Here is a 13086-nt window from a genome sequence, read left to right on the forward strand (position 1 = left end):
GTCGCGGCGCCCCCAAGTCCCGTCGGCGCCGCGGCGGTTCCGGTCTGCCGGGGCTGCGGTCGATCCGGGCCCGCATCGTCGTGCTGGTGCTGGTGCCGAGCATCGCGCTGGTCTCTTTGTGGGTCACCTACACGAGCAGCCGCTACGAGCAGGCGTCCGACCTGCGCCAGACCCTCCACGATGTCCAGCGGGTGGGCGTCAAAAGCGAGATGGCGATGGTCGCGATGCAGGAGGAACGCCGCCTGAGCATGGAGTTCCTGGCCGGGCCCCGGGGCGACCGGGCCCGCCTCGACCAGGCGCGCGGTGCCACCGACCAGGCTCTCGCGGTCATGCAGGAGGCGGCCGGCCCGGTGGTCGAGAGCAACCCCCCGGAGCTGAAGGCGATCTTCGGCCGCATCGCGGCCGGTCTGGCGGCGCTGCCGGAGTTCCGCCACCAGGTCGACGCCAGGCAGCCGGGCGCCGAGGCCGCGTACGAGTTCTACACGAACGCCCTCGCGGTGGCGATGAGCTACTTCGAGGCCGAGGCGGGGCTGACCAAGGACACCCGGACCCTGAACGAGGGTTCGACGGCGGCGGCGCTGTTCCGCGCCCTCGAATACCTCTCGCGGCAGAACGCGGTGCTCACGTCCGCGCTCGCGTCGCCGGCCGGGATGACGCCGCAGTTGCGCGCGCAGTTCGACCAGCTTGTGGGTGCCCAGCGGGCCCAGTGGTCGTTCGTACAGCCTCGCCTGCGCGGCGCCCAGGCGGAGCACTACGCGCGGATCACCGCGAGCCCGGAGTGGGCCGTACTCGCGAAGGCGGAGACGTCGGCGTCCGCGAGCAACGGCAAGGTGGCGATCGACGCGGCGGCGTGGCAGGCGGCTTTGCCCGTGGTGACCGCGCAGTTGCAGGAACTGACGCTGAACCAGGTCCGGTTCGCGGAGGACTTCGGCCAGGAACGTGTCGACGAGCTGACGAACTCGGTCATCCTGGTCGGTGCCCTGACCCTGGGTTCGATCGTCCTGGCCCTGCTGATCTCGGTGTTCGTCTCGCGGGCACTGATCCGGCGCCTGCACGGCCTGCGCGACTCCACCCGGCGCCTCGCGGGCGAGCAGCTTCCCGACGTCGTCGAACGGCTCAAGCGTGGTGACAAGGTGGAACTCGCCGACGTCACCACCGACTTCGACCACGGACACGACGAAATCGGCGAGGTCGCCGGTGCGTTCGACGACGCCCAGCAGATCGCCGTCCGGGCCGCGATCGAGCAGGCGGAGACCCGGCAGGGCGTCAACCACGTGTTCCTGAACCTCGCCCACCGCACGCAGGGCCTGGTGCACCGCCAACTCGCCCTGCTGGACGCGATGGAGCGCAAGCACGAGGACCCGGACCTGGTCGCCGAGTTGTTCCGGATCGACCACCTGGCGACCCGCATGCGGCGCAACGCGGAGAACCTGTCGGTGCTCGGCGGAACGATGCCGGCCCGCCGCTGGCGGCGGCCGGTCCGCCTCGCCGAAGTTCTGCGTGGTGCCGCGTCGCAGACCGAGGACTACTCGCGCGTCAAGCTCACCGCGGTTCCCGAGACCGCCCTCACAGGCCCGGTCGCGGGCGACGTGATGCACCTGCTGTCCGAACTCGTCGAGAACGCGACGACCTTCTCCCCGCCGCACACCGAGGTGCGCGTCAGCGCGGAACTGGTGCCGAACGGCCTCGGCATCGAGATCGAGGACCGCGGCCTGGGCATGACCCCCGAGGCGCGCGAGGAGGCCAACCGACTCCTGCGCGAGACCCCGGAGTTCAACGTCATGGGGTTCACCACGGACACCCGCCTCGGGCTGTTCGTGGTCGCGCGCCTCGCACTCCGGCACGGCATCTCGGTGCAGCTGCGGTCGTCGCCGTACGGGGGCACCTCCGCGGTCGTACTGCTGCCACCCCGGCTGCTGACCGACGACGCGCACACCGTCGCCGACGACTCCGCCCTCGGCGACGACGGCGAGCCCGGCCGCGAACACCCCTTTGCCGCCGCCGCAGCCCGGCGTCCGGTGAACGCCCTCCCCGCCCAAACGCGCATGGCCACGGTCGCCCCGCTGCCGGGACCGGCCGACCCGGGGCGTCCGCCGACGTCCACAGTGCCGGCGCGTTCCCCCGGCCGGCCGCCGACGGCCGGGGCCCCCTCCGCGGACCGGCCGCGGCCGATCGTGACCGCCGGTGCGGCCGACGGCCGGTCCGCGAGGGAAGCCGGCGCCCCGTCCGGCCGCCGGCTCCCGCGACGGGTGCGCCAGGCGAGTTTGCAGCCGCAGCTCCTGCGGTCCGCGGACTCCGGTGCGGCGCAGCCGGACACCGGACCTGAGCACCGCCCCGCGGAGGAGGCCCGCCGCATGATGGCGGCCTTCCAACGCGGTTCGTACAAGGGCCGCACGGAAGCGGGGCGCCACGCGGACGACGGCGATTCCCCGTACCGCCACGGCATGCCCGACGACCCTGACGGACAAGGACTGCGATGAGTACGACGACGTCGGCGACGAGCGACAACGCCGAGCTGAACTGGCTGCTGGACGATCTGGTCAGGCGGGTCCCGCGCACACGGAACGCCATCGTGCTCTCGGCGGACGGCCTGTTGATCGGGAAGTCCCGCGGTCTCGACCGGGACGACGCCGAGCACATGTCGGCGGTCGCCTCGGCGTTCCAAAGCCTCGCGCGCGGCGCGGGCCGGCATTTCGACGGCGGCCAGGTCCGGCAGACCATCGTCGAGCTGGAACGGGTCTTCCTGTTCGTCACCGGCGCCGGAAGAGGGGCGTGCCTGGCCCTGCTCGGCGAGGCGGACATCGACGTGGGCCTGGTGGCCTACGAGATGAACCTCATCGTCAAGCAGGTGGGCGACTTCCTCGCCGCGGCGCCGCGCCGGGCCGTCGCGGACCCGCGGCAATCGGGCTGAGGCCGGGCCATGGCCCCCGACAACGCCGACGACACCTGGTGGGACGAGGACGCCGGACCGGTCGTCCGGTCCTTCGCGACCACCGGCGGCCGGACGCGCCCCAGCCGGGACGAGTTCAACCTCATCACCCTGATCATCAACGCGGGCGAGGACGACGCGCTGCCCGGCCTGGAGCCGGAGCACCGGTCCATCCTGCGGCTCTGCACCGGCAGTCCGCTGTCCGTCGCGGAGATCTCCGCGAAGCTGAACCTTCCCGCGACCGTGGTGAAGGTCCTGCTCGGCGACCTGCTCGACATGGGGGCCATCCGCACACGCGCACCGATCGCGCTCGCGGAGGCCCCGGACATCCACGTACTCCAGGCGGTTCTCGATGGCATTCGGCGGATCTGACGCCTCGTTCGGCCCCGACCTGCCCCTGGCGGTCAAGATCCTGATCTCCGGCGGATTCGGGGTGGGCAAGACCACCATGGTCGGTGCGGTCAGCGAGGTGACACCGCTGCGCACCGAGGAACTCATCACCCAGGAGAGCCTGGGGATCGACGACCTGACCGGCGTCGAGGGCAAAACCACCACGACCGTCGCGCTGGACTTCGGGCGGATCACCCTCGACCGGGGGCTCGTGCTCTACCTGTTCGGCACTCCGGGTCAGGACCGGTTCTGGTTCATGTGGGACGAGTTGGCGCTCGGCGCGCTCGGCGCGATCGTCCTGGCCGACCCGCGCCGCCTCGCGGACGCCTTCCCCGCCGTCGACTACTTCGAACTGCGGGGCCTGCCGTTCGTGGTGGCCGTCAACTGCTTCGACGGCGTGTGCGAGTTCGGTGTCGACGAGGTCGCCGACGCTCTCGATCTCGACCCGCACGTCCCGGTCGTCATGTGCGACGCCCGCGTCCGCGACTCGGGCAAGCTGGCCATGACCGCGCTCATGGAACACGTCCTGGCCGCCCACACCCCGGCCGGCGGAGCCAGGTGACACCGCGATACCCGGGCGGTTCGGCGGAAAAATGCCCGGTGTGAAGTAGGCACGTTCCGACGGCGCCCCCCGCGACACCCGTGAGATCCTACGGCGAGCGCACGTGACCCGGTGGACGGCAACGGTCCCACGGCGGACGGGGAGTCATGCAGCCTTTGGGACCGGGTGATCCGCAGCAGTTGGGACCGTTCCGGCTGCTCGGGCGGCTGGGCAGCGGGGGCATGGGGCACGTCTACCTCGGGCGTGGGGCGGACGGCCGCACGGTCGCGGTGAAGGTCTTGCGGCTCGACCTGCACGCTGGGCAGGAGGCCGAGTTCCGGCGGCGGTTCGCCAGTGAGGTGAGTGCGGCGCGCGCGGTGGACGAAGCGTTCACCGCCCGCGTGCTGGACGCCGATCCCAACGCCGAAGTCCCGTGGCTGGCCACGACGTTCATTCCCGGGCTGACGCTGGGAACGGCGGTCGAGCGGCGCGGTCCGCTGCCCGAGGGGACGCTGCGTCATCTGGCCCGTGGTCTGGTGGTGGCGCTGCGGGGCATCCACGCCGCCGGGCTGGTGCACCGCGATCTGAAGCCGTCGAACGTCATGCTCGCGGTCGAGGGGCCGCGGGTCATCGACTTCGGTGTGTCGCTGGTGCCGGATGCGAGCCGGCTGACCCGGAGCGGCCACGCCGTCGGCACGCTGGGGTTCATGGCGCCTGAGCAGCTTGAGGGCGCGTACGGCCCGGCGAGTGACGTTTTCGCGTACGGAGCGGTCGTGGCGTTCGCCGCCACCGGCAGACCGCCCTTCGGGCGGGGGACGTTCGCCGAGGTGCTGGGGAACATGACGTTGCGCGAGCCGGATCTGACGGGTCTGCCCACGGCATACCGGGGACTGGTCTCGGCGTGCCTGGCCAAGCGTCCCGAAGACCGGCCGCCCGTCGGGGCGTTGCTCGACGGGATTCCGAACTCGGGTGCACATGCTGTGGATCCGCCGCGCGCCGAGTTGGACGCGCGCTGGCTGCCGACCGAACTCGCACACGACATCCTGGCGATCGCCGTCCAGGCGTTGGACGCGGCCCGGGACACCGGGATCCATCAGATCCCGGTGCAGTCGGGGCCTCCGCCGCGACCGGCCGAACTCCCGGCGACAGTGGGTCGTGCGGCCCGCACGGACCACGCCGTTGCCGGGCCCCCTCGGGGGCATGCCACCCCGCCGCCCCCGGGCTTCCCACCGAACCCACACACCCGGCCCGCCGTCGAACCACGAAGCCCGGCGCGCGGGCCGTCACGGCGCCAGGCGCTGCTCGGTGTCGGCGGCGTGCTTCTGGCCGCGGGCGCGGGCGCTGCCGTGTGGGCGGCCGTGCGCGACTCTTCGTCGCCGGGCGCTCAACCGTCTTCGCCGCCGCCGAGCGGACCGCCCAAACCCGAACGCCAGTTGTGGGCCTTCTCCGCGCAGGGGCCGATCGTGTCCCCGCCCGTGCTTGCCGGCCAACGGGTGCTCGTCGGCAGCGCCGACGGACCGCTGCACGCCGTCAATCTGCTCGACCCCACGCAGTCGTGGACGTTCCCCGCTCCGGGCGGGAGGGTGCAGCGCTGGAACATCACGGCCGTCGAGAACACCGCGTACGTGAACGGCGGCGACACGACGGTCCACGCGCTCGACGCGGGCTCGGGGGAGGAACAGGCCGCGTACGCCCTGGACGGCGTCCCCGGGCCCGTCGTCGGGAACGCGCAGAGCGCGCTGTACGTCGGCACCGGCAACGGAACCCTGTACTGCCTCGACCGGCGGCAGTCGGACGTCCGGAGTGCGACGTATTGGGACTGGACGTGGAAGTCGGGGATCCCTCTCGGCGAACCATCCGTCTGGGACACCGGCCGCGGCCTCGTGGTCGCGGTCGGGGCGCAGGACCGCAGCCTGCACCTCATCGCGGCCACCGCGTTCACCGACAACTCCGGGAGGGAGTACCACCAGGGCTCCCGCCTCCGCCAGTCCCAGGACGCGGGCCGCCTCAGCCGTCCGATCTGGTGGGGGCGCCGCGTCCTCTACGGCGTGGGCACGACCGTCGTCTGGGGTCTGGACGTCGATTCGACCACCGTGATCGGCGTGGACACCAAAGGACCGGTGGTCACCGTGCTCGCCGCCCTGGACGACGTGGTCCTCGTCGACAACGGCGCCGGCAAGCTGCGGTGCGTCTCCTATCCGCAGGGCAGGGAGCTGTGGTCGGCCGACGTCGGCGGCACCGTCCTCGGCTGTGCCGCGGCGGACGGCTGGGTCATCGCCCGGACGGACGACACCCTGCACGTCCTTCCGCTGACCGGACCGCCCGGCTGGTCGTTCGAAGCGCGCGGAACCACGCTGTCCACGGCGATCGTCAAACTGCCCATGGTGTATTTCGGGACGGGCGACGGGAACGTGTACGCGTTCGATGTCGGCGGCGAGGGCAAGCCGGTGTGGACCTATCCCGCGGGCGCGCCGGTCACACAACCGCTGCAACTCGGCGACGGCATCCTTTTCGCGGGCACGGACGCCGGCGTCCTGCATGCCGTGACCATCCGGTGAACCGGTCGCGCGGTACAGGCCGCGGGGTCAGCGCGTGGGTGGTCCGCTCGTGGGTGCGGGTGGGCAAACGAGTTCGCCGCGGGCGAGTTGGAGCCCCTGGGGGGAGCTGACCACGGTGGTGACGACCACGCAGACGTCGGTGTCGTCGAGGACCACGGTCAGGTCGCTGTCGCGCTCGACCAGGTGGCGCTGCTCGACCTCGCCGGTGCCCGGGGTCTGGGCGATGACGAAATAGCCGCTGACCGTCCCCGGCGAGCGCGGCGGGTCCCAGGTGACCTGGAGTTGGCCGTCGAAGACGCCGACGGCGACCGCCTGCGGGCGCAGCGCGTCCAACTCCTCGGCGGGGACCGGGCGGGCGGCGACGGCTTCGGTGGGCATGGCCTGCGGTGGCAGCGCCGACGCGGGCGGGGTCTGGGCGGTGCTGTCGCCCTTGCCGCCGTCGCCGCCGGCAACGAAGATCACCGCGATCACGATGATGAGGAGGACCAGCGAGCCGGCCATGGCGATCAGGTGCCACGGCCGCTCCTTGGGACCCTCGTCGAACCAGTGTTGCCCGGGGAGACCGGGTACGGCGTCGGGCGGCTCGGCGACGGTCAGCGGCGGTTCGGTGATCTCGGGGTTCACGTAGTGCGGCTCGGCCGGGGGTTCGGCGCCTTCGGCGTTGGGGATGCCGAGCGGTACGTACTCCCAACTGTCCGCTTCCGCACCCGAGTCCGTCTCTTCGCCGGACGGCTCGCCGGGGGGTTCGGCGGGGGCTTCGGCGGGTGGGGCCGGGGGCTCGGAGGCGGGCGTTTCCGGCTGACGCTTGGTCAGGTCCGGTGCAGGCGGGGCCGGTGAGGAGGCGCCGGTCGGCGGGGATGCCGCTGCGGTGGCACCCCCGGCCGCGACGGTCTCCCCGACCGGCGCGCGGACCGCCTCGCCGGCATCCGGCAGCCATGCGGGAGGAGCGGGCAACTCCTGTCCGGCGTAGGGGTCGTCACGCGTCCAGTCACGTTCCGTCGTCGTCACCCGTTGTTCCCGCCTTGATCAGTCGTGGCCGAACGGCCCTGGCCCGGCCGCCCGGGCCGCATGCCTGTTCGACTGGGCCCAGGGCACACGGGCATGGGGAGCCGTGTCTATCCGGTTCAGGAAACCTCACGGTTGGGCAGTGGGGCCGACGCCTCGGCACAGGGGATCCGGGGCACCGGCGGCCCGATGCGGCCTGATGCGCGTGCGACGGACCGGTCGTGGATCAGCAGTGCCAGCCACAAGTCGTGCCGTGCGCCTGGAAGTTCGAGGAGTGAGCGGCCCAACTCGCGGCTGACGCGGGCGAGGCGCTTGCGGACGGCCGACGACGACAGGCCCAGTTCGACAGCGGTCGCGGTGATGCTCGCATCAAGGGCGAGCCACGTGCGTACCGTTCGCACACTGGCGTCCGATGCGCGCCACAGCAGCGGTTGCAACTGGCGGCTCGCCCACGCCGCCGCACCGGGACCGTCGAGCAGTGTGGCCAGCTCCGGTGCCGGGGCCCGCAAGGCCTCGGGAGCGATGTACGTCTGTTCGTACACCCGCAGCGCGAGCGACACCACGGCCTGGTCGGCCATGCGGTTCAGGTCGGCACCCAGAAGTTCGCCGATGAGCCGCAGCCGGTCGCGGGCGGTGTTCCGGTGGATGTCCAGGTTGCGCGGGGCGTGTTGGGCCAGCCGCAGCCAGGCGCGGGCAGTGCGCACGAGTTCGTCGGCGTCGGGCGCGGTCCGGCGCGGGGGCTCGTACGTCAGCAGGGGGCCGAGCAGGTGTGTCGCCCACGCCCCGGCCGACGGGCCGAGAGCGAAGCTGAGTTTCGTCCGCGACTCGAAGCGGTTGCCGTTGCCGGGTCCGACGCGCGGCGCGTACAGCGCGTGCAGGGCCTGCTCGACGCCGGTCCCGGCCTCACGCAGGGGTACCACGGCGCTCACCCCCACGCGGCAGCCCCCGCCGGCGGTCACCCGTGCGACCGCTTCCTCCAGCCCCTGCTGGTCGCCCGCGGGGGCGAGGAGCAGCACCGCGTCGTGCTGCGCCGTCGTGCGGAAGGTCCAGATCGACGGGCCCAGGCTCTCGGGATGCCGCAGGTGCCGCTCACGCTCCTTGGCGGGCAGCCCTTCCACCGCGGCCAGCCGGATCGGATCGGGCAGGCTGCGGCGCAGAACCGCCGCGGTTCGCCGGGCGGCGGCGCTGTTGCCCGCGCACAGCATGTCGATGACGGCCTCGCGGACGCGCATCCGCACGTCGACGAGGACGCGCTCGGCGCGCTCGGCCCGCAGGGCCCGCAGGTAGACCCCGATGAGCCAGGTCGCCTGCGCAATGGCCGGCCACAGGTCCTCCACGGGGCGCTGGGGGTCGACGATCGCGAGGATCGTCTCCGACGCGGGGCCGCCCACCGGCGCGATCTGCACCCTGCTGCCGCGCGAGGTCACGGTCACGACGGCCGGCCGCGCGGAGCGGACGCGGTTGAGGTCGGCGCGGGACAACAGGAGGTCCACGTCGCCGAGTTCGCCCGCGATGGTGCGCGGCGCCGGACCGGACATGTCGACCAGCGCGACCCGTCCGCACAGGTCGGACCCCAGGCGGCGGACCAGCCACCGCAGCGCCTCGGCGTGATCGGTGAAGCGCATGAGTGCGGAGACGTACTCCGCGTATTCCGGACGGTCTGCGGACGATCCGGACGCGCCGGACGACTGGGAGTCCCGGCCGTCGGCGATCAGGCGGGACACGGCTGCCTCCCCTCGCACGACCGGGCCGAACGGACCGGCAACAGACATGACTCCCCCAATTGCGTATAATGAGCCCCCATCTCGGAAGTCTGCCACCCCAGTTCGAGTGCGGGAGCGTCCCCGGAAGAGTCGAGGGATCTCCCTCGACAGCGGCCAAACCCGTATTTCGCACCGGAGTTTGCCGCCCACGACGAGCGTCGCAATCTGGACAGTCGCAATGTGTATGTCCGAACTTTCTTGCGGCGCCTAGGGTCTGACTCAGGACCAGTTGACGATTCCCGTCTGCCCGCCGTCCGCGAGACCGGCCGGGAAGACGCGGCCGAGCCGAGCTCACCGACAAACGCTCAGTGGTTCGCGCCCGAGGAGCACCATGCGCATGGCGAACGGCGGCGTACCACCGGCCGCGACACCCGGCCGCGTGGCACTCACCCGTTCCGGGCAAGGCGTGCTGGCCACCGGACTCGCCCTGGTCGCGGCGGGCTGGGCGGCCGGCTACCGCGAACCGGTGGCGTTCGGACTCGCCGGGGTGTTCGCCGTGCTCGCCGCCGTCGGGTGGACGCTGGTCCCGCCCGGCATCGCGGCGTCGCGGCGCCTGGCCCCGACGCACACCACGCGCGGGGGCCACACGACTGCGACCGTCACGTTGCGGCGCACGGGCCGACGCGCCCGGCGGGGCCTGCGACTTGTGGATTCGTGCGGGGAGGTCTCCGTGGACGTGCCGGCGCCCACGCCGGGTTCGGGGGACACGGCCACCGTCGACTACACGGTGCCGACGCCGCGCCGCGGCCGGATCGCGGTGGGTCCGCTCAGGTTGGTCCTCGGCGACCCGTTCGGATTCTGCCGCCGCACCCACGCGTTCGGCGATGCCGAAGCCCTGGTCGTACGGCCGTGCACCGTCCCGATCGGCGCGCCCGCGTCGGGACAGGATGCCCACCTGGACGGCACCACTTCGGACGCCGTGAACGGCGCTCCGTCCGCCTTCCACGCACTGCGGCCGTACGTCCCCGGCGACGACCAGCGCATGGTCCACTGGCGGTCCACCGCCCGGGCAGGGACGTTGATCGTCCGTCAGCTCGCCGACCTCAACCGCCCGCACACCACCGTCGTGCTCGACACGGACCCCGCGCACTACCCGGACATCCCGGGCGATGCCGCCGACGCCCAGAGCGCGCTGTTCGAACTCGCGGTCGACGTCGCCGCGTCGGTGGCCTCCGGCGCCGCGCAACTGGCCTTCCCCGTCCGCTTGGTGGCCGACGGCACATGGCTGCCGACGGGCGGCGACGGCGGCACCGGCGCGATCCTCGACGCGCTGGCGGTCGTCCGCCCCGGTGCGCCCGGCTCGCTGGGGCAAGCCCTCGGCATGCTGGGGCGCGCCCGTACCGGCGGCTCGCTCGTCGTCGTCACCGGCGACGGCGCCGACGGAACCGTGTTGCGCCGGATCGAATCGGTGCGGCAGGTGTTCCACCGGATCCGTGTCGTGCGCGTCGGAAGCGAGGCATTCGGCGAGCCTCGCAAGCCTCGCCCGGGAAGCGGCCACATTGTCCTGGACATCACGGCGCTGGCGGAGTTGCCCGGTGCGTGGAACCGGGGACCAGGACGGTGACGATCACAAGGACCGCAGTCCGGACGGACACAGGGACCGGCACCGGCGCCCGCCCGAAGGCAGACGATCGGGCCCGGCGACCGGAGGCCGGCTCCCCCGTTGAGACCGCCGTCGGGCACCCGCAGAGCGCAGCCTGGTCACTGCTCACGGTGACGTTGTTGGCCTGGTGTACCGGCCTGGCCTACTTGCCGGTGTTCGGCTTCGACGCCCTGCTGCCGGTGATCACCGCCGCGTCGGTCGCCCCGGTCGCCCTGGCCTTCGCAGTGTCGGCGGTGCTGCGGTATCCGCTGTGGTCGGCGACCGCGCTGAGCGCCCTGGGCGCGCTGGTGGGCGTGTGCGCGACGCTGTACCGCGACCAGGCCATCGGTGGCACCCTGCCGACGCCGTCTTTGGCGCGCGAGGTGGGACGGGCACTCGTCGACGCGCCGCCGTCGCTGCTCGGCGTGATCCTGCCCGCGCCGCCCGAACCACGGCTGCTCGTCTTGGTGTTCACCACCGTGTGGGCCGTGGGGTACGCGGGGGCCGAACTCGCGCTGCGCACCGGCGGACGCGCCCTCCCGGTGCTGCCCGCCGTCGTGCCCCTGGCCGGCGTGCCGCTGCTCGGCATCGGCGGCGAGCCGCCCAAGGCACCCGTGCTGTGCGCCGCGGTGGTGGCGGCGGGTGCCGTGATCCTCGTGCGCTCCCCCGCCGGCCCCGAGCGCGCGGCGAGGCTCCTCCTGGGTGTTCCGCTCGCGGCCGGGGCCGCGCTGATCGCGGTCGGTACATCCGCCGTGCTGCCCGGCGCGTCCCGGCAGGCCGTGGACCTGCGCGGACATGTGGACCGCCCGCCTTCCGTGGAGGTCCGGGGGCTGAGCCCGCTCGACCGCATCTCGGCCTGGCTTCGCGACCCGGACCGGCCCATGTTCAGAGTCGCGGCGCCCGACGCCGCCCCCGACCAACTGTGGCGGGTCACGGTCTTCGACCGCTACGACGGAGTCGCCTGGCATCCGGTCCAGGACCTTGAGCCGTCCGGCGGGCGCGTGCCCCCTGCGGCCGAGGCGACCGCGTCCAGCCGCCGGTTGACGCAGGACATCACCCTGCGCCGGCTGCCCGGCCCATGGCTGCCGGCCGCGGAACGGCCCGTGGACGTCGACCTCGCGGGCGATGACGCCGGCATCGCGGTGGACCGCGACAGCGGCGTGGTCGCGGACGACGCCGACTTCACCGAAGGCACGCGATACACCGTGGTGTCGGACGTGCCGGTGTACGACCCCGAACGCGTGCAGTTCGCGCTGGCCGCCGACGATCCCGGGCACACCGCGCTTCCCGCCCAGGACGCGGCCGGCGGCGAGATCCCGGCGCTCGCGGCGCTGCGCGACCTGGCACAGCAGGCCACGGCGGGCAGCGGGTTCCCGTACCAGCAGGCGCTGCGACTCGCCGAGTGGCTGCGCGCGAACCACACGTTCGACCCCGAGGCGGTCCCCGGGCACGGTTACCGCAACCTGCAGTTTTTTCTGGAGACGAGCAAGACCGGAACGTCGGAGCAGTTCGCGGCGGCCTTCGCGGTGCTCGCCCGGACACTCAACCTCCCGGCCCGGGTCGTGGTCGGTTTTCGTTCGCCGCCGGCCGTCGACGGGGTGGTGGAAGTGCGTGCGGGCGACGTCCTCGCGTGGGCCGAGATCCGATTCGCGGGAACCGGGTGGGTGCCCTTCTTCCCGACTCCCGACCAGGGACAGGCGACGAACGCGGTTCCGCCGCCACCGCAATCGACGCCCGGTGAGGCCCGGCCCGAACAGATCGCACCGCCCGAGCAGCGGCAAGAGCAGACCAGAGCCGATCTCGACGCGCAGATCCGCGACGCGGAACGCCCGTCCGCCGCCCAGGGTGTGGCTCGCGACGACGGCGAATCACCCTGGTGGACATGGCTGGTGGCGTCATGCGCGATGGCCGCCGCGGCGGTTCCTCTCGGCACGCGCGGAGTTCGCGCGCTGCGTCGGAGGCGGCGTCGGCGCGGGTCTCACGATCAGCGCATCCTCGGTGCGTGGGCGCAGGCGGAGGAACGGCTCCGGCGGATCGGCATGCCGTCCGCCGATGCGATGACGGCGCATGATGTCGCGGCGTACGGCCGTCGGCGACTCGGCGACCGAGCCGGGGAGGCGCTGGTCGTACTCGCCGGAATCCACAACGAGTTGCTGTACGGGGAGCCCGAGGACGCCCGTCCCGACGACGGCGCGCGGGCCAGACTCGCCTGGCGATGCTGCCGCGAGGTCGAGATCGCCGCGCGCGCGGCAACGGCGGTCCGCACACGGTGGCGGCTTAGCCGGATCTGACAGCGAGGTATCGCACCTGGACGGCTG

9 protein-coding genes are annotated in these 13086 nt (G+C 72.9%); 7 read left to right on the forward strand and 2 right to left on the reverse strand.

All coding sequences use genetic code 11. The features are described 5' to 3' along the window. From ACRX5W_RS11635 to ACRX5W_RS11655, 5 genes are all read left to right on the forward strand, one after another. Positions 1-2480, forward strand: a 2480-nt coding sequence (locus tag ACRX5W_RS11635; RefSeq protein WP_436787949.1) for a nitrate- and nitrite sensing domain-containing protein, incomplete at its 5' end; no start/stop codon positions are given. After that, positions 2477-2911 (forward strand): roadblock/LC7 domain-containing protein, encoded by a 435-nt coding sequence (locus tag ACRX5W_RS11640; RefSeq protein WP_436787950.1) that lies wholly within the window; start codon positions 2477-2479, stop codon positions 2909-2911. The genes ACRX5W_RS11635 and ACRX5W_RS11640, both read left to right, overlap by 4 nt. 9 nt (positions 2912-2920) lie before the next feature. Further along, positions 2921-3301, forward strand: a complete 381-nt coding sequence (locus ACRX5W_RS11645; protein WP_436787951.1) for a DUF742 domain-containing protein — start codon at positions 2921-2923, stop codon at positions 3299-3301. After that, positions 3282-3881, forward strand: a complete 600-nt coding sequence (locus ACRX5W_RS11650; RefSeq protein ID WP_436787952.1) for a GTP-binding protein — start codon at positions 3282-3284, stop codon at positions 3879-3881. The genes ACRX5W_RS11645 and ACRX5W_RS11650 overlap by 20 nt, the downstream gene beginning before the upstream one ends. A gap of 146 nt (positions 3882-4027) precedes the next feature. Further along, positions 4028-6418: a protein kinase domain-containing protein gene (locus ACRX5W_RS11655; RefSeq protein WP_436787953.1), complete on the forward strand. Its 2391-nt coding sequence runs from the start codon at positions 4028-4030 to the stop codon at positions 6416-6418. Between the two features lie 27 nt (positions 6419-6445). On the opposite strand, the gene ACRX5W_RS11660 is transcribed toward ACRX5W_RS11655, so the two are convergent. Together ACRX5W_RS11660 and ACRX5W_RS11665 are read right to left on the reverse strand one after the other, a co-directional pair. After that, positions 6446-7426 (reverse strand): hypothetical protein, encoded by a 981-nt coding sequence (locus ACRX5W_RS11660; protein ID WP_436787954.1) that lies wholly within the window; start codon positions 7424-7426, stop codon positions 6446-6448. Between the two features lie 116 nt (positions 7427-7542). Next, a complete protein-coding gene (locus tag ACRX5W_RS11665; RefSeq protein ID WP_436787955.1) occupies positions 7543-9147 on the reverse strand; it encodes a helix-turn-helix domain-containing protein in 1605 nt (534 codons plus the stop codon). A gap of 370 nt (positions 9148-9517) precedes the next feature. On the opposite strand from ACRX5W_RS11665, the gene ACRX5W_RS11670 reads away from it, so the two are divergent. After that, the gene (locus ACRX5W_RS11670) at positions 9518-10750 is read left to right on the forward strand and encodes a DUF58 domain-containing protein (protein ID WP_436787956.1); all 1233 of its coding nucleotides are present in this window, start codon (positions 9518-9520) and stop codon (positions 10748-10750) included. A 149-nt stretch (positions 10751-10899) separates the two neighbouring features. Further along, positions 10900-13059 carry a DUF3488 and transglutaminase-like domain-containing protein gene (locus tag ACRX5W_RS11675; protein WP_436787957.1) on the forward strand — a complete coding sequence of 720 codons (2160 nt, stop codon included), beginning with the start codon at positions 10900-10902 and terminating at the stop codon, positions 13057-13059. The last annotated feature ends 27 nt before the right edge of the window (positions 13060-13086 follow it).

The organism is Yinghuangia sp. YIM S10712, from assembly GCF_051388935.1.
Lineage (GTDB): Bacteria > Actinomycetota > Actinomycetes > Streptomycetales > Streptomycetaceae > Yinghuangia.